Source organism: Obesumbacterium proteus (assembly GCF_001586165.1).
GTDB lineage: Bacteria > Pseudomonadota > Gammaproteobacteria > Enterobacterales > Enterobacteriaceae > Hafnia > Hafnia protea.
Genome location: NZ_CP014608.1, coordinates 1,520,787 through 1,546,637 on the forward strand (window position 1 = coordinate 1,520,787; position 25,851 = coordinate 1,546,637).

Annotated in this window: 18 protein-coding genes, 1 other RNA gene and 1 pseudogene; 6 read left to right on the top strand and 14 right to left on the bottom strand. The window is 51.8% G+C overall.

Annotated elements, in window-relative coordinates:
• Positions 1–76: 76 nt before the first annotated feature.
• Complete coding sequence (gene lptD / locus DSM2777_RS07040; protein ID WP_061553531.1) at positions 77–2,467, bottom strand: LPS assembly protein LptD; 2,391 nt, start codon at positions 2,465–2,467, stop codon at positions 77–79.
• A gap of 159 nt (positions 2,468–2,626) precedes the next feature.
• On the opposite strand from lptD, the gene djlA reads away from it, so the two are divergent.
• Positions 2,627–3,460 (top strand): co-chaperone DjlA, encoded by an 834-nt coding sequence (gene djlA / locus DSM2777_RS07045; protein ID WP_061553532.1) that lies wholly within the window; start codon positions 2,627–2,629, stop codon positions 3,458–3,460.
• Positions 3,461–3,515: 55 nt separating this feature from the next.
• Here djlA and DSM2777_RS07050 read toward each other — a convergent pair whose 3' ends face one another.
• The 6 genes from DSM2777_RS07050 to DSM2777_RS07075 all read right to left on the bottom strand — a co-directional run bounded on the left by DSM2777_RS07050 (position 3,516) and on the right by DSM2777_RS07075 (position 12,098).
• Positions 3,516–3,764: a putative Se/S carrier protein gene (locus DSM2777_RS07050; protein WP_061553533.1), complete on the bottom strand. Its 249-nt coding sequence runs from the start codon at positions 3,762–3,764 to the stop codon at positions 3,516–3,518.
• Entirely contained in the window at positions 3,754–4,542 is a 789-nt protein-coding gene (locus DSM2777_RS07055) for an acyl-CoA dehydratase activase (RefSeq protein ID WP_061553534.1), read from the bottom strand. The genes DSM2777_RS07050 and DSM2777_RS07055 overlap by 11 nt, the downstream gene beginning before the upstream one ends.
• A 10-nt stretch (positions 4,543–4,552) precedes the next feature.
• Positions 4,553–5,704: a double-cubane-cluster-containing anaerobic reductase gene (locus tag DSM2777_RS07060; protein WP_061553535.1), complete on the bottom strand. Its 1,152-nt coding sequence runs from the start codon at positions 5,702–5,704 to the stop codon at positions 4,553–4,555.
• Positions 5,705–5,869: 165 nt separating this feature from the next.
• Positions 5,870–6,523: a bifunctional tRNA pseudouridine(32) synthase/23S rRNA pseudouridine(746) synthase RluA gene (gene rluA / locus DSM2777_RS07065; RefSeq protein ID WP_046359736.1), complete on the bottom strand. Its 654-nt coding sequence runs from the start codon at positions 6,521–6,523 to the stop codon at positions 5,870–5,872.
• 83 nt (positions 6,524–6,606) lie between these two features.
• Complete coding sequence (rapA, locus tag DSM2777_RS07070; RefSeq protein ID WP_061553536.1) at positions 6,607–9,513, bottom strand: RNA polymerase-associated protein RapA; 2,907 nt, start codon at positions 9,511–9,513, stop codon at positions 6,607–6,609.
• Between the two features lie 230 nt (positions 9,514–9,743).
• A complete protein-coding gene (locus DSM2777_RS07075) occupies positions 9,744–12,098 on the bottom strand; it encodes a DNA polymerase II (RefSeq protein ID WP_061555345.1) in 2,355 nt (784 codons plus the stop codon).
• Between the two features lie 914 nt (positions 12,099–13,012).
• Between DSM2777_RS07075 and DSM2777_RS07080 the strand changes: the two genes are divergently transcribed.
• Positions 13,013–13,780 carry a DedA family protein gene (locus DSM2777_RS07080; protein ID WP_046457399.1) on the top strand — a complete coding sequence of 256 codons (768 nt, stop codon included), beginning with the start codon at positions 13,013–13,015 and terminating at the stop codon, positions 13,778–13,780.
• 54 nt (positions 13,781–13,834) lie between these two features.
• Complete coding sequence (locus DSM2777_RS07085; RefSeq protein WP_156473623.1) at positions 13,835–14,122, top strand: hypothetical protein; 288 nt, start codon at positions 13,835–13,837, stop codon at positions 14,120–14,122.
• 5 nt (positions 14,123–14,127) lie between these two features.
• Here the strand turns inward: DSM2777_RS07085 and thiQ are convergent, their stop codons facing one another.
• Genes thiQ through thiB form a run of 3 tightly spaced genes read right to left on the bottom strand, consistent with a single transcriptional unit; the run spans position 14,128 to position 17,368 of the window.
• A complete protein-coding gene (gene thiQ, locus DSM2777_RS07090) occupies positions 14,128–14,823 on the bottom strand; it encodes a thiamine ABC transporter ATP-binding protein ThiQ (protein ID WP_061553538.1) in 696 nt (231 codons plus the stop codon).
• On the bottom strand, positions 14,820–16,424 hold the full coding sequence (thiP, locus tag DSM2777_RS07095; RefSeq protein WP_046457401.1) for a thiamine/thiamine pyrophosphate ABC transporter permease ThiP: 1,605 nt from the start codon (positions 16,422–16,424) through the stop codon (positions 14,820–14,822). Before thiP ends, thiQ begins: the two co-directional genes overlap by 4 nt.
• Positions 16,400–17,368 carry a thiamine ABC transporter substrate binding subunit gene (gene thiB / locus DSM2777_RS07100; RefSeq protein WP_418009393.1) on the bottom strand — a complete coding sequence of 323 codons (969 nt, stop codon included), beginning with the start codon at positions 17,366–17,368 and terminating at the stop codon, positions 16,400–16,402. The genes thiP and thiB overlap by 25 nt, the downstream gene beginning before the upstream one ends.
• Before the next feature lie 192 nt (positions 17,369–17,560).
• Here thiB and DSM2777_RS07105 point away from each other — a divergent pair.
• A non-coding RNA gene (locus DSM2777_RS07105) (sX9 sRNA) lies at positions 17,561–17,636 on the top strand.
• A gap of 93 nt (positions 17,637–17,729) precedes the next feature.
• On the opposite strand, the gene sgrR is transcribed toward DSM2777_RS07105, so the two are convergent.
• On the bottom strand, positions 17,730–19,448 hold the full coding sequence (sgrR, locus tag DSM2777_RS07110) for an HTH-type transcriptional regulator SgrR (RefSeq protein ID WP_061553540.1): 1,719 nt from the start codon (positions 19,446–19,448) through the stop codon (positions 17,730–17,732).
• A gap of 236 nt (positions 19,449–19,684) precedes the next feature.
• On the opposite strand from sgrR, the gene DSM2777_RS07115 reads away from it, so the two are divergent.
• The gene (locus DSM2777_RS07115) at positions 19,685–20,863 is read left to right on the top strand and encodes a sugar efflux transporter (RefSeq protein ID WP_061553541.1); all 1,179 of its coding nucleotides are present in this window, start codon (positions 19,685–19,687) and stop codon (positions 20,861–20,863) included.
• Between the two features lie 248 nt (positions 20,864–21,111).
• A pseudogene (locus DSM2777_RS07120) lies at positions 21,112–22,585 on the top strand (DASS family sodium-coupled anion symporter).
• Between the two features lie 140 nt (positions 22,586–22,725).
• Here DSM2777_RS07120 and leuD read toward each other — a convergent pair.
• From leuD to leuB, 3 genes are read right to left on the bottom strand one after another with little or no spacing between them, the layout of a single operon-like run.
• The gene (gene leuD / locus DSM2777_RS07125) at positions 22,726–23,328 is read right to left on the bottom strand and encodes a 3-isopropylmalate dehydratase small subunit (RefSeq protein WP_061553542.1); all 603 of its coding nucleotides are present in this window, start codon (positions 23,326–23,328) and stop codon (positions 22,726–22,728) included.
• 15 nt (positions 23,329–23,343) lie between these two features.
• Positions 23,344–24,756, bottom strand: coding sequence for a 3-isopropylmalate dehydratase large subunit (leuC, locus tag DSM2777_RS07130; protein ID WP_061553543.1), 1,413 nt, complete (start codon positions 24,754–24,756; stop codon positions 23,344–23,346).
• A gap of 2 nt (positions 24,757–24,758) precedes the next feature.
• Positions 24,759–25,850 carry a 3-isopropylmalate dehydrogenase gene (gene leuB / locus DSM2777_RS07135; protein ID WP_025800378.1) on the bottom strand — a complete coding sequence of 364 codons (1,092 nt, stop codon included), beginning with the start codon at positions 25,848–25,850 and terminating at the stop codon, positions 24,759–24,761.
• Between the last annotated feature and the right edge of the window lies 1 nt (position 25,851).

Sequence of the window (25,851 nt, forward strand, 5' to 3'; positions counted from 1 at the left end):
GGGTTAATGTCAAAACTCTGCTTTTACTAATCGAGCTACAACTAGGTAGTGATTAGACCACAAAAATCGCAAAATGTTAGAAAGCACGCTGGTAAGGCAAGATACCTTTTTGCAGCATGTCTGCCGTACCCAAGCTGTAATTCGTGCCCAATCCACGCAGTGCGAAGGTGAACGAGAACTTGTTGTCGTACTTACTGTTTGGCTGAGAGGCGGTAGAATCCCAAGAGGTGATTTTACGCTCGTAGTTTACACCAACAGACCAACAACAGGTGTTGTACTGTAGGCCAACCAGAGAATCCGCGGTTTGATTGGCGTTGGTATCGTAGTAGTACGCCGCCACTAACGCCCAGCGATCGGCGACAGGGATACTTCCCGTTGCGCCCACTTGGCTAATCCCTTGGTTATACAGATCGTTATTGGCATAACGTGGGATCATCGCGGTGACATATTCAGGGCTGGCGTAACGGTAGTTCAACTGAACCATCGTTTCGGCATCCTTACGATATTCCATCACTGCATCGCCCAGCGCGACGCTATTTAGACGGGTGTCATACTGCAAACCGCCACGGATACCCCAATGGTCGGTAATTTTCCAATAAGAATCACCAGCCCAAACAAGGCTACCGGTGTCTTTATCTTTATCGGTAGACAGCGTTTCATCACCGGTGCGTGAGCGTTCGAAGTAGTAGATCTGCCCCAGAGAGGCGTTAAAGCGTTCTACCAACGCATCATCATAGATACGCGTGGTTAAGCCGGTAGACATCTGGTTAGCTGAGGCAATACGGTCTAGACCACTATAGATACGGTCACGGAACAGACCGGTATAGTCCATCTGCAACAGCGTCGAGTCATAAACGCCGATATCGCTTTGATCGCGGTAAGGGATATACAGGTACTGAGCGCGTGGCTCCAGCGTCTGGGTGTAGCCTTCCGCCCAGTCCATATCCCGATCGAACGTCACTTTACCATCGACTTTGAACTCTGGCATAACGCGGTTTACCGAGTCTTTAAGATCGCTAAAGTTGCTGTTGTTATCTGGCAGAGTTTGTTGGTAGTGCGTTGCCAACAGCTTAGTTTCGGTATTCACACTGGCCCAGCCGTTTGACCACGGAAGATCAAGGGTCGGTTCGAAGTGATAACGATCGGCTTCAGGCTGAGTATCACTTTCGTTGGTAAATTTAACGGCTTGACCATACAAATGCAGGTCAAACGGACCGATATCGTTTTTATAGTAATTCAAATCTAGCTGTGGCTCAGCGCGGTATGCGTTTGTATTACCGGCATCAGCAAACACCTGGAACTGCGTGGTGGATAACCTTGCGTTCCAGTTTTGCTCGGCGTAGCCCACGCTGAACTTCTGCGTTGCGTAGCCATCGGTGCTGGAGCCGTGGGTCGAATCCAAATCGTTAAAGTAGTAAGGATCACTCACTTTGGTGTAGTCGACGTTGAATCGCCACACCTTGTCCATTACGCCGTTGTGTTGCCAGTAGAACAACCAGCGTTTTTTATCTTTTTCCGCGTCAGAGATATTATTTTTATCCAGACGATCGTCAGCGTACTGTTTATCTTTGTCTAACCAGTCCAGCTCCATCAAACCGGTACCCGCGACGGTCAGATAGCGGAACTCGTTCTGCAATTGCAGACCGCGGTTTTCCATGTAGTGTGGCGTAATGGTGGCATCGACCTGAGGGGCGATGTTCCAATACCATGGCAGACTAAATTCAACGCCATCGCTGCTGGAGTATTTAAAATCGGGAAGCAAGAAGCCGGAGCGACGTTTGTCACCGATTGGGAGCTGCAGATAAGGGCTATAGAAAACCGGAACTCCGCCAATTTTAAAGCGCGCGTTCCAAATTTCTGCCACTTCTTCCTGCCGATCCTGAATGATTTCAGAACCAGCAACGCTCCAGCTATTATCGCCCGGTAAACAGGACGTAAAGGTCCCATTCTCTAAAATGGTGTAACGGTTCTCGGCGCGGGTTTTCATTAAATCCGCGGTGCCTCGACCTTGGCGGCCTACGAACTGATAATCACCCTGCCACACATTAGTGTCTTTGTTATTCAGATTTGACCACGCGTTCGGGCCTTTCAGTTTGACCTGATTATCTGAATAGTTAACGTTGCCGGTTGCAGTGACCGTGCGCAGCGGATCGGGCTTATCTTTAAGAAACTTCTGATCGAGCTGAACCTGATCGGCTGTCAGCGTACTATTACCCTGCTCAATGTTCACGTTTCCGCTGAACACCGCATTATCTGGATAATTTGCGTCGCTTTTATCGGCTTGAATATGCACCGGTAAATCATTTGGATTGCCGGATACCAGTGGTTTGTTATACATAGGCACGCCGAGCAAGCATTGCTCAGCAAGATCGGCCAGAGCGTTCTGGCTATAGAGTGCCGACCAAACCAAGGTGGCAACCAGTGTTGGAATACTTTTTTTCATACGCGGTTTCAGAAGTTCCGTCATCAGAGGCGTCGAGCAGCGAACGCTCAGAGACTATATCACCCCTTAGCGTTGCGCTAGTGTTAAATTGACGCATTCTTGGTTGCTGTCGTTAGGCGTCAGAATAAATGACAGGTATGATAAAGCAAATTATGTCCCTCGGCATGATGAATTGAGGACGATATGCAGTATTGGGGTAAATTAATCGGATTAGTTCTTGGTCTAATGTCAGGAACGGGCTTTTGGGGCGTCGTGTTAGGGCTACTTATTGGCCACATGATAGATAAGTCGCGTCAGGTGAGAAGTAGTGGCTACTTTTCTAACCAGGCGCAGCGACAGTCTCTATTTTTTAGCACGACGTTTCAGGTGATGGGGCATTTAACCAAGTCGAAAGGGCGTGTAACCGAAGTCGACATTCACGTTGCCAGTGCGCTGATGGAAAGAATGCAGCTGCACGGTGCGGCACGAACGGCGGCTCAGCAGGCGTTTCGCGAAGGCAAGCAGGCCGATTTTCCCCTGCGTGATAAGCTGCGGGAATTGCGTAGCATCTGCTTTGGGCGTGTCGATCTCATCCGTATGTTCTTGGAGATCCAGCTACAGGCCGCATTTGCCGATGGTTCTCTGCATCCGAATGAGCGTGCGGTGCTGTATGTGATCGCCGAAGAGCTTGGTTTCTCGCGTATTCAGTTTGATCAGTTCCTGAGCATGATGGAGGGCGGACGCCAGTTTGGCGGCGGCTACCAACAGCAAGGAGAGTATCAGCAGCAAGGCGGATTCGGTGGCTATCAGCGCCAAAGTGGACCGACGTTGGCGGATGCTTGCAAAGTGCTAGGTGTTAAGCCGAACGACGATGCCACGACGATCAAGCGTGCGTACCGCAAGCTGATGAGCGAGCACCATCCAGATAAGCTGGTGGCGAAAGGTTTGCCGCCGGAAATGATGGAAATGGCCAAACAGAAAGCGCAAGAAATTCAGGCTGCTTACGATTTAATTAAGAAGGAAAAAGGGTTCAAGTAATCCTTTAGCCGAGAAAAAGCCCGCAATAATTTATTGCGGGCTTTTTTATGTCGATTTACGCGTCTAGCGAGACAGCGTGATACGTCTCACCCTCGCAGCGAAAAATCGCCGATGTTTCCCCATCAACCCACCATTGTGATAATTCAGGCTTGGGGCAGCATAGCCGAATACTCAACCCGCAGCCGCTTCTCAGCTGGCGTGGAATATCTGCAACCTTAAACGCCACGTTTTGTGCCTGAAGCCGTTTTTTCAAACGCACCACACCTAGCGTGCTGTGGAACAAAAAAAGGTATTCATCCTCCATGCATGCCTCTCTTTTTCTGGCGGGCACCGACCAGCGCAGCGCCTAATGCTCCCGCAAACTGAGCATCAGGATGCGTTTTTACCTCGGTGCCCAGTGCTTCACTAAGATGAAGGCGAAACGCGTCACAATGGCTTACGCCGCCGGTAAATAAGATCGTCGGACGCACGCCGAGTCGGCCAATAAAGTTGGCGCTGCGACGTGCCATGGCATAAACGATGCCGGATAAAATAGATTCAGGCGCTACGCCAGCAGAGCGCAGGCTGATAACTTCTGACTCGGCGAATACCGTACACATGCTGGAAATGGGATGTGGAGCTACACCCGCAACCAGTTTATCCAACAAGCTGACCTCGGTGCCTAACGTGTGAGATATCACTTCGAGAAAGCGCCCGGTTCCTGCGGCACACTTATCGTTCATCAGAAAGTCAGTGAGGCTTCCATCTCTATCTAGATGAATCACTTTGCTGTCTTGCCCACCAATGTCGATAACCGTATGAGCGGTAGGGCACAAAAAACGCGCGCCTATGCCATGGCAGGTAATTTCTGTCACCTGCTTATCGGCGTAGTCCACCGAGGCGCGTCCGTAGCCGGTGAGCGTGAGCATGGGACGCTCACTCAGGTCTGCACTCAGCTGTGACCATGCCTCATCGATGGTGTCCTGCGGGCGAAACGACGTGGGCCCGAGAAAACGACGCAGGATCTCACCGCCGTTAGCGTGGCTCATTAAGATCCCTTTGGTCGCCGTAGATCCAGAATCTATGCCAATACTTAAACTCACGCGCTGCTCCTTACATCATTTCGATAAACGCACTCACGCGAGTATTTAGTTGACCAATATCTGAGTTGGAATAGTCTGTTTCGATCGCCATGTAAGGGATATCATGCTGCTGGCGCACATGCCGTTTAATGGCGAGAGACTCCACCGCATAGGTATGGCAGGCCTGAAGAATAACGTCGATAACGCCGTCGGCCTGATACTCGTCAATCATCTGGCTAAGCAGATTCAGGCGCTGGGTATTGGGGGAAATGCAGGAGCAGCCAATTGCCAGATATTTATCGGTTAATGCGTCGTACACGTCGCCTTCTTCGCTAACCTGCATCTCAGTGGCTTTCGCACCGGTGCAGTTTTCATAACCCACCACCCAACCACCGTTTTCTTCAATGGCACGAACCACTTTTTCCGCCGCGCCGCCGATTGGACAGCCGGTAATCAAAATGCGAGGGCGTGGCTCAAGGCGTTTGCCTTGCTGGTATTCCTGCCGCACTTTTGTCGTTAAGGCATTGAGTTCGTCGATCAGCGCATTTTTATCGAATTTGAAGGTGGCGCCGTACACGACCTTAAGGATTTCCACTCCAGATAGGGCGGGAGGGTTTAGCTGGCCCAAACAATAAAAAGAGGACAAGGCTTCACGCTCTTGGTTTTTTAGCGCAATAGCTGCACGTAGATCGTGCTCGCTAATTTTACGGCCAAACTGCTGTTCGAGCGCAACCTGCAACCGCAAAATCTCAGCTCGCCATAGCGCACGTGAAGCGTCATCGCTGGCGCTATTAGGCAGTTGCATGACATGTACCGGTTTGAACTCAGCCATGTACTCATACATTTTTTTCTTTCCGTCGCAGGTGGTTTCTCCCACAACCAGATCTGAAAAATAGAAATAGGGACATTTATCCGTTTTGCCAAAACCGTAGCTGCTCTTGATGAGCGGGCAGAGGTTGCGCGGCAGATCTTTCTCTGCTTCTTCAATGGTTTCATCGCTGGTTGAGCAAAGTGAAACCACCACCGCACCTGCGGCCAAGGCAATTTCTTGCGGCATAAAGGTGCAGTAGGTACCCACCAGCGGAATGTTTTGTTCTTTAAGTTCTAAAACGGTGAGAAATCCCTGACGGCGTGCGTCGGAAAAACTATCGAAAATGGCGGGTAATTCATTGATGAGTGACATGGCTATTCCTTCCCCGGACCCGGGCGAACGATTATTTAGGGTTTAGACAGAAAACCTACGGCCACGGTGTGCCGTAGGAAAACTAAACGATCGCAGGGGACTATAACCTTAAGAAGGTAATGGTTATAGGAGGTGGCTCACAGAGCCACCTTATTGGGAAAGGTGTTAGAAATCAGGCTCGCAGCTAAAATGCATCGCGGTGCCAAACTCAGGATGGGTGATCCGTAGCTCTTGAGCGTGCAACTGAAGGCGCGGAGCCATCGCTTTGGCCTCGGGATGTGCGTAAAACTTATCGCCGAGAATAGGATGACCCAGTGCCAACATGTGTACGCGTAGCTGATGTGAACGACCGGTGATGGGTGTGAGTTTCACTCGCGTGGAACCATCGGCATCGCGGCTCAGCACCAGATAACCGGTTTGCGCCGATTTTCCGTGCTCAAAGCAGACTTTCTGCTTAGGTCGATTTGGCCAATCGCAGATCAAAGGCAAATCAATCAGGCCTTCATCATGCTCCATATGACCCCAAATTCGGGCGATATAGCTTTTCTTCGGCTCGCGTTCGCGGAACTGACGCTTAAGCTCGCGTTCGGCGGCTTTCGTCAACGCAACGACGATAACGCCGCTGGTCGCCATATCTAACCGATGCACCGATTCCGCTATGGGGAAATCAGCCTGAACGCGGGTCATCACGCTGTCTCGGTGCTCTTCAGCACGCCCCGGAACAGACAGTAATCCACTTGGCTTGTTAACCACGATGATATGCTCATCCTGATATAAAACATGCAGCCAAGGCTCGCGTGGGGGATGGTACTCCCCCAGCGGCGGCGTTCCCCCCGACAGCGCAGGATCTACGCCGCCGGCGACCGGATTGATCAGGGTATTATGGAGCACGGGAGTCGTCATTATTGATGAGACACCACGATGAGGCGAATCGCATCCAAACGCCAGCCCGCTTGATCCAAGTTCTCTAACACCTGACGGCGGTTGAATTCCAGCGTTTCCAGCTCGTCGTCGCGAATGTTCGGGTTAACGGCTTTCAAGGATTCCAAGCGTGCCAGTTCGGCGCTGAGCTTTTCATCAGCTTCACGTTTTGCTTCGTTGATGAGCGCGGTTGCCTGCTCGCCAATCAGCGCCTCGCCCGCTTGCAGCATAGCGTGAACGTTCGGCTGAACGGCGTTCACCAGCTTGCTTGAGGTGTGGCGGTTGATGGAGTTCAACTGGCGGTTAAAGCTCTCAAACTCAACCTGAGCGGCTAAGTTGGTGCCTTTCGCATCCAACAGCATACGTACCGGCGTTGGCGGCAAGAAACGGGTCAGTTGCAGGTGTTTCGGTGCCTGAGCCTCTACCACGTAAATGGCTTCTAACAGCAGCGTGCCAACCGGCAATGCCTTGTTTTTCAACAAAGAAACTGCGCAGCTACCGGTATCGCCAGACAGGATCAGATCCAAGCCGTTGCGAATAATCGGATGTTCCCAGCTAATAAACTGTGCATCTTCGCGTGACAGCGCCTGTTCACGGTCGAAGGTGACGGTACAGCCATCCTGCGGCAGACCAGGGAAATCTGGCACCAGCATGTGTTCTGACGGCGTCAGGATGATCATGTTGTCGCTCTGATCGTCCTGATTGATGCCTACGATATCAAACAGATTCAGCGCAAAGTTAACCAAGCCAACGTCGTTATCCTGATCGGCAATGGCTTCAGCTAGCTCTTGCGCTGCTTGGCCGCCGTTAGAATGCATTTCTAACAGGCGGTCGCGGCCCTGTTCCAGTTGGGCTTTCAGGGCATCGTGCTGAGCACGGCACTCTTTGATGAAATCATCAAAGCCTTCCAACTGAGACGGTGCAGCCAAATAGCCCAACAGCGTTTGATAGCTGCTGTCATAGATGGTGCGTCCGGTTGGGCAAGTATGCTCAAAGGCATCCAAACCTTCGTGATACCAGCGAACCAAGACCGACTGCGCGGTGTTTTCTAGGCAAGGAACGAAAATCTTGATGTCGTGGTTCTGGCCAATACGATCCAGACGGCCAATACGCTGTTCCAGCAGATCAGGGTTGAACGGCAGATCGAACATAACCAGATGGTGAGCGAACTGGAAGTTACGTCCTTCAGAACCGATTTCGGAACACAGCAATACCTGCGCGCCATCTTCCTGCGAAGCAAAATAGGCCGCCGCACGGTCGCGTTCAATAATGGTCATGCCTTCGTGGAATACCGCACCGCGAATCGCTTCGCGCTCGCGCAGTACCTGTTCCAGATTGACCGCGGACGCCGCCTGAGCGCAAATCACCAGCACTTTCTCATCGCGATGCGACGTTAAGAAATTCATCAGCCATTCCACGCGTGGATCGAAGTTCCACCACGTGGCATTTTCGCCTTCGAATTCTTGATAGATACGCTCTGGATACAGCATATCGTTGGCGCGCGCTTCAACCGTTTTTTTGCTGCCCATAATGCCGGACACTTTAATGGCGGTTTGATACTGCGACGGCAATGGCAACGTAATCTGATGCAGTTCGCGCTGAGGGAAGCCTTTCACGCCCTGACGGGTGTTACGGAACAGCACGCGGCTGGTGCCGTGGCGATCCATCAGCATTTTGACCAGCTCGTTACGGGCGTCAACGCTGCCGGTGCCGCCAGCGTTAGCCGCTTTCAGTAATGGCTCAATATCTTGCTCGGCGATCATTTCGCTCAGCATATTGAGCTCTTCGTTGGTCAGATGACCATCGTTGAGCAACAGCGTCACCGCGTCAGCGACCGGACGATATTTCTGCTGCTCGCTGACAAACTCTTGATAGTCATGGAAACGGTTTGGATCGAGCAGGCGCAGACGAGCGAAGTGGCTCTCTTGGCCTAATTGCTCTGGGGTGGCGGTTAACAGCAGCACGCCAGGAATATGCTCGGCCAGTTGCTCGATCACTTGGTATTCGCGGCTTGGGGCATTTTCGCTCCATGCCAAATGGTGTGCTTCGTCGACCACTAACAGATCCCATGCGGCATCTGCCATTTGTTCTAAGCGCTGGCGGTTGCGGCGCACAAAGTCCAGCGAGCAAATTACCATCTGTTCGGTTTCGAACGGGTTGGTCGCATCCTGCATGGCTTCAGCGTAGCGGGCATCGTCAAACAGCGAGAAACGCAGATTGAAGCGACGCAGCATTTCCACCAGCCACTGATGTTGCAAGGTTTCTGGAACCACTATCAGGATACGCTCAGCGCGACCCGCCAGCAGTTGCTGATGGATGATCATCCCTGCTTCAATGGTTTTACCCAAGCCCACTTCATCGGCGAGCAAAACGCGAGGCGCGTGGCGCTGACCCACTTCATAAGCGATGTGCAACTGATGCGGGATCAGGCTGGCGCGCATACCGCGCAGGCCGCTCCACGGCAGACGGAACTGTTCGCTTTGATATTTACGCGCACGGAAACGCAGCGCAAAGCGATCCATACGGTCGATTTGCCCGGCAAACAGGCGGTCTTGAGGTTTGCTGAAGGTCAGTTTGCTATCGAGCAATACTTCGCGCATCACAACGTTAGCTTCTTCAGTATCCAATCGGGTGCCGATATACGTCAGCAGACCATTTTCCTCTTTGACTTCATCTATCTTTAACTGCCAGCCATCGTGGCTGGTGATAGTGTCACCCGGATTAAACATGACGCGGGTAATTGGGGAGTCATTACGTGAGTAAAGGCGGTTTTCGCCGGTCGCAGGGAAAAGCAATGTCACCATGCGGGCATCGATCGCCACAACGGTTCCTAATCCTAATTCGCTTTCCGTATCGCTGATCCAGCGTTGACCTAAGGTAAATGGCATAGATTATCGACTCAACTTTTATGTATTGAACACTGATGATTGAACAACTACTGCATGGGCAGCAGGCGCTGCCGTGGGTAAGTGATTTTCACTTGGCCTACATTATTAGCGATAGCGGGCCGCTTCGTTGCTTGAATCAAGCAATGAAGTAAATGTTTTAACTGAGGGAAGGGCGCTATGTTAAAGGATGAAGGCGCTTTCGTCACCCCCCAAACATGGAATTGTCTTAACTAAAATAACCCGAGCTGGCCGGCGACCAGCGTAGTGAAGTCATCCTGCATGAACGGCAAAATAGCATCGGCAACCGGTTGTAGCTGACGTGAAAGGTAATGATCGTAGTCGATAGGCGCACGTTGGCGCTCTAACGGTTCAGGGCCTGCGGTCGTAATCACATAGCTAATCCAACCGCCGTTTTGATACTGCAGCGGGCGATTAAGCTCACGATTATAGTCATCGGCAATTTTCGCCGCGCGAGCATGAGGAGGAACATTACGCTGATATTCACTCAGTTTGCGTCTTAGCCGTTTGCGGTAAACCAAGCGGTCGTCAAACTCGCCCGCTAGCAGGCGTTGGGTGTAATCGCGGATAAACTCTTGGTAAGGCTGATTTTTAAATATACGTGCATACAGCTCTTGCTGAAATTGCTGCGCCAGCGGCGTCCAATCGCTACGCACGGTTTCCATGCCTTTGTACACCATGTCTTCGCCTTTCAGACCCGCATAGCGTTTTTTACTGCCAAGTTCGGCACCGCGAATGGTCGGCATTAAAAAGCGTCGATAGTGGCATTCGTATTCCAATTCTAACGCGCTGTCTAAGCCATATTCGGCTTTCAGGTGATCTTTCCACCACTGATTTATGAGGGCGATCAGGCGTTGTCCGATAGCTTCGGCCTGTTTTTCATCGTGCGCATGATTGAGCCACACAAAGGTTGAATCCGTATCGCCGTAGATCACGGGATAGCCCTCTGCTTCAATCAATTCTCGCGTGCGGCGCATAATCTCATGGCCACGCATCGTAATGGATGAGGCGAGGCGTGGATCAAAAAATCGGCATCCGCTTGAACCCAGTACGCCGTAAAACGCATTCATAATAATTTTGAGCGCTTGGGAAAGCGGGGCGTTTTTTTCGCGCTTAGCGGCCTCGCGGCCCTGCCATATTTGGCTCACGATATCCGGTAAACAGTGTTGTTCACGAGCAAACCGCGCACCGCGAAAACCGGCAACGGAATGCTCATCGTCAGGCTGGCGTAGGCCTTCGATAAGCCCCACGGGATCGATGAGGAAGGTACGAATAATCGAGGGGTACAGGCTTTTATAATCCAGCACCAGTACAGAATCATACAAGCCGGGGCGTGAATCCATCACGAAGCCGCCAGGGCTAGCTTCTTCGGGTAAATCGCCCTGATTCGGTGCGACAAAACCGACGCGGTGCATGCGTGGTAAATAAAGATGCGTGAATGCGGCAACCGACCCGCCGTTGCGATCGGCATTTAAGCCTGTGACCGTGGCGCGTTCGAGCAAAAACGTCATCAGATGGGTATGCTCGAATATGCGGGTGACGAGTTCGCAGTCTTTCAGGTTGTAGTGCGCCAGCGCGGGCTTATCTTCGCGAAATCGCCGGTCGATCTCAGACATCCGGCTGTAGGGATCGTCCATCGCCTTACCTTCTCCCAACAGCGTTTGAGACACATTTTCTAAGCTAAAAGAGGGAAAGTTCCAGAATGCACTTTTTAGGGCCTCGATGCCGTCGATGATTAGGCGTCCGGTGGCCGCGGCAAAAAAGTGTCCTTGTTTAAAGCCATGCTCACGCCACTCTAGCGCATCGCCACCTCGGCCTAAACGCAAGGGAACGCCGTAACGCTCGGCGTGTTTTTGCAGCACGCGCAGATCAAACTGGATCAGATTCCAGCCAATAATGGCATCCGGATCGTGCTGTGCCATCCACTGGTTTAAGGCTTCGAGCAACAGTGGCCGACTGTTCACATAAACCAGATCGAAATCCAGCTGGCTAGCATCCCCATTTTCAGGGCCTAACATGTACACCACGCGCTGGCCGCAGCCATGCAGACCGATGGAGTAAAGCTCGCCGTGCATCGTCGTTTCGATATCCAGCGATACCAGCTTAAGCGTCGGGCGGTAGCTCGGATTCGGTTTTAGCTGCGTATTGCGCCAAACGCCTTTTGTATCCTGCTGGCCTGAAAACCACACCGGCGCGCAGATAAAACGCTCCATCAAATAGCGATCTGGCGGGCGGATATCGGCTTCATACAGCGTCATGCCTTGTTCCTTGAGCGCTTTCTCAAGGTTCATTAATTGACGATAGCTACGGCAATAAATCCCCACGACGGGGCGCTGATGGAAATCCTTCATCGGCAGCGGTTTTATTTCAATATGGCGCTCATTTTTCAGCACTGTTTCTGCCTGCGGCAGCTGTTCCGCAGGTAAAAACGCGACGGCCTGCTGCGGCGCAATAGAGACTTTCTGCGGGCCATTATCGGTTGCCAACCACAGCTCCACCGACACGCCAGCCGGTGTATCCCGCCAATGACGGGTGAGGACGAAGCCTTGCTGTGGGGAATTTTCCATCGCGGTGATTTTTACCGATAAGGTTGCTGGGAACATAGCTAGTATGAGTATTTATACAGTGGTTGTCTATTATTAGGCTTAAGGCTACGTGTGGTGATTGTTTATGATGGAGTGGTGTAAGGTTTCGTACGCTTATAGGCATTGAACTTCACAGTGACATTGTGCAAGCGTCCGAGCAAGGCGGCTCAGTCGCCGCCGCCTTGCATCCAGGCTTGGCACCACCTTCCAGCCCGCTGCGCGGGTTCCCTCTCTACAAACTATGGGTTTAACCGCACCGTCGCAGAGGCGCTCCCGGCGCCCCTACGACTCTCGCCACATCCCTGTGGCTCGTGCTGACCCGTCGTTTTTCGTTCGGCTGTACGGTAACGTGCCGGAAAAGGTCAACAGCCATAACTAAAAGCTAAAAAATCCAAAGCTAAAAGAGTTGATGGGCAATGTTATCTTTTGACGTTGACCTGATGTGGCACGTTGTCCTTCAGCTGAATTGAGGAATGCAGGTTAGGATTCGCCGACAGGGATGTCGGCGAAAGAACGGAGGAGCCAGGATGGCGATTGCCGTTCGTTCCGTTAAAACCGAAATGACGAGATGAAGGAACCTGCGTAGCAGGCTGAGGGACGGTGCCGAGCCGGGTCGCTAGGGGGCGGCGGTGAGCCCCCTAGCACGGACGCCCGCACGATATTGAGATTAGCACCGATGCGTTAGGCGTACGTAATATCACACAGCACCTATATAAATGAGCTGCGTACTTAACATCACACTGTAACTATAAAGCCGCTATCCCCAAAATCCCCACCATTACCTATACTCATTAAGTTACTCATTTGTAAATAAACGTTTATCCCCGCAATGATAGGTTGACGGCAAACGGTCGGCTCCGCAAAATCGCTGGCTCATTATTTCCGGTGGAAGAATTATGGAAGCGTACCTGCAACACTTGGTGACCCAATCGGTAACCTACTCTTTGATCGCCGTGTTTTTAGTGGCGTTTTTAGAGTCTTTAGCATTGGTCGGGCTGCTTTTACCAGGTACGGTAATGATGGCAACGCTGGGCGCATTAATTGGCAGCGGACAGGTGAATTTCTACTATGCGTGGGGCGTGGGAATTCTGGCGTGTTTTGCCGGTGATTGGATTTCCTATTTTATTGGCCGCGCTTTCAAAGAGCCGCTTCATCGATGGTCATTTATCAAGAAGAACAAAGCGCTGCTCGATAGAACCGAACATGCGCTCCATCGCCATAGCATGATGACGGTGCTGATTGGCCGTTTTGTTGGCCCAACGCGGCCGGTTGTACCGATGGTGGCGGGCATGCTGGCGCTGCCGCCACGCAAATTTATTCCACCCAATATTATTGGCTGTATCACGTGGCCGCCGATTTATTTCCTACCAGGGATTTTAGCCGGTGTCGCGATTGATATACCGGCAGGTAGTGGCAGCACGTTATTTAAAGTGTTACTGGCGCTGGTGGTGGTTTCGATTTGGGTTGCGGCATGGCTGAGCTGGCGCTGGTGGCGAGAGGGCAAACGCTCGGCGGATAAACTCTCTCAGTGGCTTACACCGCTGCGCCTGCGTATTGCAACCGTTGCCATGTGGATAGCCGCCGTCGTGAGCTTTGTGCTGATGCATAACCATCCGCTGATGCCAATTTATCGTTCACTGCTGTGGAAGGTGGTGCAGTTTTAGTTACGTGGGTAGATTCGTTGAAGTGTATGGAGAGCGAGCTAATCGATGGAGGTGATGATGAAAACTATAACGGTAATTTTATTGTTTTTGGTATTTAGCAGCTATTCATTTGGCAAGGAAAACAATGAACCTTCAGATATCGCTGAATTTACTATCACCGCCGAGAACTGTGAACATTTTGCAGGTGAGTGGGATAACTCCCTTCCCGAAGAAAATAAGAAGATGATTGAAAAATCAATCGCTCAATATTGCGGTAAAGCAAAAAAAGACCTACCTGAGTTAAGAAAAAAATATCAAAACAATAAAGATATTACCGAAATTTTATCGAGCTATTCATTTTAAAGACGCTACCGCCCCAACAACGCCGCAGCCGCCGGATCTTTTCCATCTAACAGGTCTTGAGTGGTGCCGTCATAGGCAATGCGTCCATCGGCAACTAACAGGGTACGCGTAGCGATGCGTGCGGCGTCATCGAGATTATGTGACACCATGAGCAGGGTGAGATTTTGCTCTGCACAAACCTGATCTAATAGCTGTAGCATTTCCCCTCGCAGTGCGGGATCGAGCGCGGAGAAAGGCTCGTCGAGCAGTAAAATAGGCTGGTCGCGTAACAAACAGCGTGCCAGTGCGGCGCGTTGGCGCTGACCGCCGGAAAGCTGCGATGGCAATCGCGGTAGGCAATCAAGAATACCCACCTGCTGGGCAATTTCATTCAGGCGCTTTTTCTGTGCGCCATTTAGGCGTAATCCCGCATCTAACCCCAATCCTAGATTTTGCTCAATACTGAGATGAGAGAACAAGTTGTTCTCTTGGAACAGCATCGATACCGGACGTTTGGACGGCGGCGTATGGGTATGATCCACGCCAGCTAACATGACGACGCCTTTATCAGCCATCAAAAAACCAGCAATCAAGGCAAGCAGCGTACTTTTTCCCGCACCGCTCGGGCCCAAAATGGCCACGCGTTCTCCGGCAGAGATGCTAAGTGAAAAACGCATCGGCTGATGCTCATAGATATAAGTGAGATCGTTCAGCGTAATCATGATTTATCTCGCCCCGGAAGACGTTCCAGCAGAGTGAAAAGTAAGAAGCACAGGATCAGTAATAACAGCGCGGTGACCGCACCATCTTGGCTGCGATAGGCCCCGATTTGCTGATACAGGTAGAAAGGCAGCGTGCGGAATTGCTCGTTGCCAAACAGCGCAACTACGCCAAAATCGCCCAATGACAGCACGCAGGCAAACGCCATGGCTTGAGAGAGCGGGCGTTTAAGCGCACGCAGTTCAATCAGCCTTAATCGGTTGAATCCCTGAATTCGCAGCGACAGACAGAGCGGATTGTAGCGCTCGGCCAAATCGCGCATGGGGTTTTCTAACACTTTGAGCGCGTAAGGAATGGCCATTAACGCGTTGGTTAAAATCACCAGTCCGTAGGCCGATTGCGGAATACCAATGGTATCGGTGAGCAGTAAAAAGAAACCTGTTGCGAGCACGATACCGGGCATGGCTAATATCAGCATTCCGGTCAGTTCCATGCCTTGTCCTAGCCAGCGACGCTGGCGTAGCAGAAGTTCACGGCTGCTCCATAGCAGCATCATCGTCAGCGTTACGGCCAGCAGGCCTGCGCCTAACGCAATTTTGAGCGAGGTGAATGTGGCCTGCCATAGCACGGGCTGAGTCAGTACGCTGGCAAACGCATGATTTGCGCCGTCTGCTATCACCGCGAGCAGCGGGGGAAGAATAAGCAACAGCGCGCAGAAAATCACGCAGCTATCCAGCAACCGCGCCGCCACGTTATCGACGGGGTTACGCCATTTCAGCGCTCGCGTATGGCCGACAGGCAGAATGCCGCTAAGCTTTTGACTCAGCAAAACTAAACCCAAACAGCACAACAGTTGCAGTATGGCCAGCAGCGCGGCGCGGCTGAGATCGTAGTCGTAGCTTAAAGCCTGATAGATTGCCAGCTCGATGGTGGTTGCCTGCGGGCCGCCGCCGAGAGAAAGTACGGTGGCAAAGCTGGCGAAACACAGCATGAATATCAGCGCGCCAGCGGGCAGAATTTGGCGGCGTAGGTAAGGCCATTCGACAAAACGGAACTGTTGCCAACTGCTCATGCCAAGCTGCGCAGCCAGCTGGCGCTGTTCGGTCGGGATATTTTCTAAGGCTTGAAGTAACAAACGCGCCGCGAGCGGCAGATTAAAGAAAATATGCGCCAGCAAAATGCCCTGTAAGCCATAGGGGGAAAAAGTGTAATCAAGGCCAAGGAACTGACAAATTTGTGCCAGCCAGCCCTGTCTGCCGTACACGCTGAGGATCCCAAAGACCGCGACCAGCACGGGCAATACCAGCGTCATAGCGCACAGGCGCAGCAATAGCTGACGGCCTAAAAAGCGACGGCGAAACAGCGCTCGAGCTAGCAAAATGGCCGGTAGAACAGAGCAAACGGCAGAGAGAAATGCCTGCCAGAAGGTAAAACGAATAACGTGCCACAGATAATCGTCTTGCCACAGGCTACGCCAATCCGACTCTGGCGCATGACGCCAGAGTGAACCAAATGACGCCGCTGCGATGGCAATAATTACCATCGCAGCGAACAATCCAGGGATTAACCAGAAAGGAATTAACGGCTGACGGCGGCTTGCCATGAGCGGATCCATGTTGCGCGGTTTTGAGCCACTTCGGCAGGCGTGAATTCTAAGGCTTTTGCTGGAACCTTCAGCTGTTCAAAACCCGCAGGCAGCGTGGTTTTAATCACCGGATACATCCAGTTGCCGGTTGGCATTTCGTTCTGGAAAGCCGGAGTGGTAATGAACTGCATAAATCTCTGTGCCAGCTGTGGCTGCTTGCTACCGGCGAGCTGAGCCGCAACTTCTACCTGTAAGTAGTGGCCCTCGCTAAATTCGGCGGCTGCGTAGTTATCTTTTTTCTCTTCGATAATGTGATACGCCGGCGACGTGGTGTAGCTCAATACCAAATCCGCTTCGCCTTTCAAGAACAGGCCGTAGGCTTCACTCCATCCCTTGGTCACCGTCACGGTTTTCTTTGCCAGTTTTTGCCAAGCCTGCGGAGCGTCGTTACCGTAAACCTTTTGCATCCAAAGCATTAAGCCTAATCCCGGCGTGCTGGTGCGCGGATCTTGATAGATCACTTTCCATTTTTCAGGGCCATCGACCAGCTGTTTCAAACTGGTCGGCGGGTTTTTCAGCGTGTTTTTGTTATAAACGAAAGAGAAGTAGCCGTAGTCATAAGGCACAAAGGTTTTATTCTGCCAGCCACCAGGAACGGTGAGCGACTGAGTATCGACTTCGCTAGGCACAAACAGGCCGGTTTTCTCGGCGGCTTGCACTAAATTATTGTCCAATCCCAACACCACATCGGCGCTGCTTTTTTTGCCTTCCATTCGGACTCGGTTAAGTACCGAAACGCCGTCTTCCAGCGCCACAAGCTTCAGCTCGCAGCCACACTCTTTTTCAAACGCCGCTTTAACCTTCGGGCCAGGGCCCCATTCAGCGGCAAAAGAATCGTAGGTATAAACAGTGAGAACAGGTTTATCAGCGCTGTGAGCCAAAATAGGTGCGGCGATCAGCATTAAGGCAGGAATCAATCGTTTCAACACTTTGCACTCCGTGAGTTAAGTCAGGTCGCAAAGGTCTTTGAGCAAGCGTGGGTACACTCTCAAATCCCTCCGCCGGTGTTAGCCGGATCAGGTTCGACGGGTTTCTCTCAGCAAAAACGTGCTGCGCAGGCGTTGATCCGATGTCGGGCAGTGCTCAGAATCCTCACATACTTTGTGTATGCTCCGGTTCTTCCGCGCTGGCCGACACCAGCTGAACGCAGCTCGCGACGTTTTTAGATCGGCGATGGAAATTGCCGGTCTATTTTTTTGCACCCCGTTGAGAACAGGGCGCTATTGTAAAGAGAGCATCTGTTATTAGAAAGGATTAATAACGTTACCGAGGTTTTTCACAACCGGTTGAAACGGTTAATTCATGCACATGACTGTCGGAGGGAAGCTCCGGCGGGGAGAACCACGCGGATTTGAAATCGAACCAGCCGAGCGTATTCATGCGCACGCCGCGCATGCTGTGCTGTCCGTGGAGTTTTAGCCAATGGTGGAACAGGGGATGAAGCTGATGTTCTTGCACCAAGCGTTGGCACCATTCGGCCATGGGCAGGGCATTGTTGCGCCATCGGCTGGCGTCTTGCTGTAAATCACCGCTGAGGCAGTGCTGGAGCAAGGGAAGTTCATAGAGCATTGAAAAAACAGAAAACTCTAACGGTAAATAGAAGTTGGCACTGCCGACCCAGAGATCGCTTTGCGCATCGCCTTCGTGCCAGCGGCTGTAGCTGATCTCCTGCATGGTGAGCTCAACGCCATATTCGGCCAGCAACGGCTTAAGCGCTAAATAGATCGCGTGGAATTCGGAATGTTTGGTGTAGACCGTTAATGTTAGATGAGTCAGATGCTCCGGTTTCTTATTTTCACTGATCAATAAATTATGGTGCCAGCGTGGCAGGATGCCGTAGGCCGGTGACCAGTAACGCTGATGAATTTTTCCTGCTTTATTGAGCAGGGCAATCGGCGTCATGACCTGACAGAGCCATTCGCGCACCGCCGGATCGGAGGTTAACGGCGAACGTTGGTCGAACAGCATAAAGTAGCAGCCTTCTTCCAAGCGGCTTTCCAGCTCATCTTTCCCCGTATCGTCGGATTGTAGCTGCACGCCTGCGTGTACCAACTCTTCCGAAATTTCAGGCAGAACCCAGATGTTAACTTCGTCAATCAGCGCACGGAAACCAAAGTAGTCGTCGTAGGCACGGATTTTCAGCTGCGTCTGCGTGTTACGCACCACCTGATAAGGGCCAGTGCCGATAGGCGAGCGCGTGAAGTTGGGTAGCGATTGCCATTCGTGCGGCAGGATCATGGCGCTGACGCTGCCCAGCAGCCAAGGTAGCCATGCATCGGGCGTGCTTAAATGAATATCGATGACGTAAGGGTTGGGGGAAGTGATGGTTTTTAGGTGCGAAAATAACGGCTGATCGCGTAAACGCTCGAGCGATTGGATCACGTCGATCATTTCGAGTTCGCGCCCATGGTGAAAACGGATCGCGGGACGTAGATAGAAACGCCAGTGCAGAGGCGTAATCGCCTGCCAGTGATGAGCCAAATCGGATTCTAGTTCCCCATTTTCCTCATTTAGCTGGGTAAGCCCGCTGAAGATCTGCCGCGCCAGATGGGTTTCAGAGCGGCGCATTGGCGTACCGGGAAGCAGGTTAAACAGCGGACGATAGTAAAGAATACGCAGAATATGCTTACCCTGACGGAAGCTACGGCCTAGCTGGGAGAGTAGCATTTGGCGAACTGAACTGCGGTCGCCCACCAGTTGAACCAGTTGCTCAATGTGATCCTGTTCCAGCAACTCCTCTGCGCGCAGCTGCTGTACCTGAAGGCCGGTTGACTGGAACGTTAGCGTTGAGCGTTTTCCTCGGCCAGACTCGGCCTGCCAATGCAGCCAACCTTGCTGTTGCATCGAGTTTAATAAGGTTCTGACATGACGACGTGAACAGCTCAGCGTTTCTGCGAGGTCGCCCAGCGTGGTTTCCGCTGACTGGCCTTTGAAGCTTTGCCATAAACGTATGAACTGATGTTGTAAGCGCGATGTCGCCATAAAAGAGGAACCTTTTTAGGTAAAGCTATCAATTTTTCTTTCCCTATATTACGCAGATAATTTCAGCAGATGAAAGAGAAAGAGGTGAGTAATCATTTGTCTCTCCGACATCAAAGAGTGTTTCTGAGTAATGGTGCTTTTCACCGAGCAGCAGGTTTGCCTGCTGGTTTTTTTATATCCGCGTTCTGTTATCGTACAACACGCCGTATTTGCTCATGCCAGCTTAGGAAATCAGGATGACCTCTTTGTTGACTGCCCGCCGCCGAATTAACCCTATCTACGCTGCGTTTCTTATCGTTGCTTTCTTGACGGGGATTGCGGGTGCGCTTCAGGCTCCCACGCTTAGCCTATTTTTGACGACCGAGGTTAAGGTTCGTCCGCTGTGGGTTGGGCTGTTTTATACCGTCAATGCGATCGTGGGGATCGCGGTAAGTTTCCTGCTGGCGAAACGATCCGATCGTCAGGGCGATCGCCGTAAGCTGATTATGTTTTGCTGCGCTATGGCGGTTGGAAACTGTCTGCTATTCGCTTTTTGCCGCAGTTATTTGCTGTTGATTTCCGCTGGGGTATTTTTAGCCGCGCTGGCGAATACGGGAATGCCGCAGATTTTTGCCTTGGCACGTGAATATGCCGATCGCTCGGCAAGTGAAGTGGTGATGTTTAGCTCGGTGATGCGTGCGCAGCTTTCTTTAGCATGGGTTATCGGTCCACCGCTGTCGTTTATGCTGGCGCTGAACTATGGCTTTACGTTTATGTATCTGATTGCCGCCGGCGTATTTGTGTTGGCAATCGTGCTGGTGGCGCTAATGTTACCGTCAATGCCGCGCACCGAAAGCGTGGGCGAAGCGGTTGTTATCCCGACCAACGCGTTTGGTGACAAGAATGTGGTTTTGCTGTTCATCTCCTCGATGCTGATGTGGACCTGCAACACCATGTATATTATTGATATGCCGCTGTATATCACGCAAGATCTTGGCCTGCCTGAGAATTTGGCGGGTCTATTGATGGGTACCGCTGCGGGTCTAGAGATCCCTGCCATGATTCTCGCAGGCTATTACATAAAACGCTTTGGTAAACGCAACATGATGCTGTTTGCGGTGGCGGCCGGTATCTTGTTTTATGCGGGTTTGGTGCTGTTTAAATTTAAACTGGCGCTGATGGTGTTACAGCTGTTTAACGCCGTTTTCATTGGCATTATTGCCGGTATCGGCATGCTCTATTTTCAGGATTTGATGCCGGGTAGGGCGGGCAGCGCGACCACGTTATTTACCAACAGTATTTCAACCGGCGTGATTATGGCGGGCGTTCTGCAAGGCGCATTAGCTGAAACCGTGGGGCATCATGCGGTTTATTGGCTGGCGGCGGCGCTGGCGATTGTGGCCTTAATTCTGTGCTCTCGTGTTCGAGAGGCTTAGTGTGACAACGGGGGGATCGTCTAGACATTGCGATCCCATTTAACTGCTAAGAAAATAACCAATTTGTCGTTTTTTGATACCGCGCAACGCCTTAGCTGAGCTATTCATATAGCGTTAATGCAAGTGCATAGGTATTACCTGCAAACAAAATATTTCAATTCACTTTGCCTGCGCACTAAACTCCTCTGCTTTTATTTATCTCCAACGGTACGGAGATGCCGACTCACCTAGGAAGAGTTGATAATAATATGGGTAAACTAACACCGCTTAAGCCTATACCTTCTCTAATTTCCATCGCAATCGCCCTGATTATCTGGTTTGTCATTCCCGTGCCTGAAGGCGTGAGCCCCAATGCTTGGCATCTGCTTGCGCTATTTGTGGGTACTATCGCCGCTATTATCGGTAAAGCGATGCCGATTGGCGCAGTATCGATAATTGCTATCGCCTTAGTTGCGCTGACGCAGGTGACCAATCCGGGCAAACCCACCGCGGCTTTGGATGACGCGCTGAGTGGCTTTTCCAACCAGCTGATTTGGTTAATCGGGATTTCCATCATGATATCGCTCAGCCTGAATAAAACCGGGCTCGGGGCGCGAATCGGTTACTATTTCATTTCGTTATTTGGTAAGAAAACCCTAGGAATTGCCTACGCGTTGGCATTGGCCGAAACCACTTTAGCGCCGGTGACGCCAAGTAACACCGCACGCGGCGGCGGTATTATTCACCCTATCATGAAGTCTATTGCCGACAGTTTTGGCTCGAAGCCAGAACCGGGCTCCACGCAGAAGATTGGTCGATATCTGGCGCTGGTGAACTACAACATTAACCCAGTGACATCGGCGATGTTTATTACCGCCACGGCGCCAAACCCCTTGATTGTGAATTTATTGCTGAAAGGCACTGGCTCAACGTTTGAACTCACGTGGTCAATGTGGGCGATTGCCGCGTTGGTGCCGGGGATCATTTCTCTGTTGGTGATGCCGTTGATTGTTTACTGGCTCTATCCGCCAACCATCAAGCGAACGCCCAATGCGCCGCGCTTTGCCAAAGATAAGTTAGCTGAGCTTGGGAATATTTCGTTGGCAGAAAAAATTACGCTGGGGGTATTTGCGTTATTGCTGTGCCTTTGGGCGGGGATCCCTGCATTTCTTTTCGGCAGCGAGTGGGCGGTTAACCCAACGACGGCGGCGTTTATCGGGCTGGCGATCCTCTTGGCGACCGGCGTTTTGAGCTGGGACGACGTGCTAAAACACAAAGGTGCGTGGGACACGGTGGTGTGGTTTGCCGCGCTAGTGATGATGGCAACCTATTTAGGCAAACTGGGCTTGATCAGTTGGCTTTCACAAAGCGTTGGTAACGCGATTTCTCACCTCGGTATGGGATGGGTAGGGGGGGATGATCCTGCTGACGCTGGTTTATGTCTACTCGCACTACTTCTTTGCCAGCACCACGGCGCATATTACGGCGATGTTCGCCGCATTCTTCGCCGCGGGTCTGGCGCTGGGCGCGCCACCGGCCTTATTAGGCTTAGTGCTGGCGTTCTCTTCATCATTGATGATGTCATTGACGCACTATGGTACGGGCACTGCGCCGATTATCTTCGGTTCAGGCTACGTAACTCTGGGGGAGTGGTGGAAAACCGGATTTATTCTCAGCGTAGTGAACCTGCTGATTTGGATTGTGATCGGGAGTTTGTGGTGGAAGTGGTTGGGATATTGGTGATGAGTGAATTTTAGTCCCTCCTCCCAGCCTCTCCCTAACCTTCCCCTTGTAAGAGGAAGGAGCAGATCAAGATAACATCTCGAAACGGTTCCCTCCCCTGCGAAGGGGAGGGTTAGGGTGAGGTAAGTATAAGAACTAAACTAACGCAAAAATTCCGGCAATTTTTCCTCATAAGCGGATATAGCCGCTTCGTGTTGTAGCGTTAATCCAATGCTATCCAAGCCATTCATCATGCAGTGGCGACGGAAACTGTCTAGCTCAAACTTATAGGTTTTGTCTCCCGCATGAACGGTTTGCGTTTCCAGATCGACGGTAAACGATATTCCGGGATTGGCTTTGACCTGTTCAAACAATTCATCGACTTCGGATTCGCTTAATGTGACGGGCAGCAGCTGATTATTAAATGAGTTGCCATAGAAAATGTCTGCGAAGCTGGGTGCAATCACCACTTTAAAGCCGTAATCGGTTAATGCCCACGGGGCGTGCTCGCGTGATGAACCGCAGCCGAAGTTTTCACGCGTCAACAAGATGCTTGCGCCTTTGAATGCAGGCTGGTTCAGGATGAAGTCAGGGTTAGGTTGCTGGCCTGCATCGTCTAAAAAACGCCAGTCGTTGAACAGATGCTGACCAAAACCGGTGCGGGTCACTTTCTGTAAAAACTGCTTAGGAATGATCGCATCGGTGTCGATGTTCGCGGCGTCTAAAGGAACAACGATGCCGCTGTGCTGAATAAATTTAGCCATGGGTAGTGCTCCTTATCAGACCGCTGCGGTCGCTAATTCACGAATGTCGGCAAAATGCCCGCTCACGGCGGCGGCGGCGGCCATTGCAGGGCTGACCAGATGTGTGCGGCCACCGCGACCTTGGCGACCTTCAAAGTTACGGTTGCTGGTGGATGCGCAGCGCTCGCCTGGATTCAGACGATCGTTGTTCATCGCCAAGCACATTGAGCAACCCGGTAAGCGCCATTCAAAACCGGCTTCGATGAAAATTTTGTCCAGACCTTCAGATTCAGCCTGTGCTTTCACTGGGCCCGAGCCCGGTACCACAATGGCCTGTACGCCGTTGGCAACTTTACGCCCTTTGGCGATAGCCGCCGCGGCACGTAAATCTTCGATGCGTGAGTTGGTGCATGAGCCGATAAAGACTTTGTCGATAGCTACATCGGTCAGCTTAACGCCGGCTGCCAAATTCATATACGCCAGCGCTTTTTCTGCCGAGGCGCGTTCCATTGGATCGCTAAATGATTCAGGTGCAGGGATTGGCTGGTTGATGGCAATCACCTGACCTGGATTTGTTCCCCAAGTAACCTGAGGGGTGATGTCGCTGGCGTTCAGTGTGACGGTGGCGTCAAACTGTGCGCCCTCATCAGACTTCAGCGTGCGCCAGTATTCCACGGCTTTGGCCCAGCTTTCGCCTTTTGGCGCAAACTGACGGCCTTTCAGATAATCAAAGGTCGTTTCGTCTGGTGCGACTAACCCCGCTTTTGCGCCCATTTCGATGGCCATATTGCACAGCGTCATGCGGCCTTCCATCGACAGGGCTTCTACGGCTTTGCCGCAGAATTCCACCACGTGTCCGGTTCCACCGGCGTGACCTATTTTGCCAATCACGGCCAGCACAATATCTTTAGCTGTTATGCCTTCCGCGGCGTCGCCAGCAATTTCAATTTTCATGGTTTTTGCACGGCCTTGTTTCAGCGTTTGGGTCGCTAAAACATGCTCGACTTCAGAAGTGCCGATACCAAAGGCCAATGCGCCGAATGCGCCATGGGTTGCGGTGTGAGAATCGCCGCAAACAATGGTGTTACCCGGTAATGTCATGCCTTGTTCTGGGCCGATGACGTGAACGATACCTTGGAAAGGATGGTTCAGATCGTATAACTGCACGCCAAATTCTTTGCAGTTTTTCATCAGCTCTTGCATCTGGATACGAGCCATATCACCGCAGGCGTTAATATCTTTGGTCTGCGTAGAAACGTTGTGATCCATCGTGGCAAAGGTTTTGCTGGTTTGGCGAACAGGACGACCCATCGCACGCAGCCCATCAAACGCCTGTGGTGAAGTGACTTCGTGCACCAGGTGGCGGTCGATATACAGCAGCGGCGTTTCGTTTTCAGCTTCGTAAACGACGTGAGCATCAAACAATTTTTGGTATAAGGTTTTCGCCATGATCAGGCCTCCTGTGCGATAAAGCGGGCAATTGCATCGCCCATCTCTGAGGTTGAAATCGCTTTACCATCACCCGCTAAATCGCTGGTGCGGAAGCCTTGCTCTAATGCTTTATTAACGGCCTGCTCAACGGCATTAGCCGCATCGTCTGCATTCAGGCTGTAGCGCAGCAGCAGGGCAAATGACAGGATTTGAGCAATAGGGTTGGCAATGTTTTTTCCTGCGATATCCGGCGCAGAGCCACCCGCAGGTTCATACAGACCGAAACCTTGTTCATTCAGGCTGGCAGAAGGCAGCATGCCCATTGAGCCAGTGATCATGGCGCACTCGTCAGACAAAATATCGCCGAAGATGTTGGAGCACAGCATGACGTCAAACTGCGACGGATCTTTAATCAGCTGCATGGTCGCGTTGTCGATATACATATGATTCAGCGCGACGTCTGGATAGTCTTTACCGATCTCAGTAGCAATTTCGCGCCACAAAATCGAGCTTTGCAGCACGTTCGCTTTATCAATGGAGGTGACTTTGCCACGACGTTTGCGTGCGGCTTCGAAGGCGATACGTGCGATACGCTCGATTTCAAAACGGTGATAAACCTCGGTGTCAAAAGCACGCTCATGCATGCCTTGGCCTTCGCGGCCTTTCGGTTGGCCGAAGTAGATCCCGCCGGTTAATTCACGCACGCACAGGATATCGAAGCCGCGCGCCGCGATATCGCTGCGCAGTGGGCAAAACTCTTCTAATCCTTCATATAGGCGTGCTGGGCGCAGATTGCTAAACAGTTTGAAGTGTTTACGCAATGGCAATAATGCACCGCGTTCAGGCTGCTGTGCGGGCGGCAGATTTTCCCATTTTGGGCCACCGACGGAGCCAAACAAAATCGCGCTGGCTTGTTCGCAGCCTGCAATGGTAGCCGCAGGCAAAGGTGTGCCGTGCTTGTCGATAGCTGCGCCACCGACGTCATATTCGCTGGTAGAAATTCTCAGGCCAAAGCGTTGGCGCACGGCGTCGATGACTTTGTATGCCTGCGCCATAATTTCTGGACCGATGCCGTCTCCGGGTAAAACGGCAATGTGATGTGTTTGGCTCATA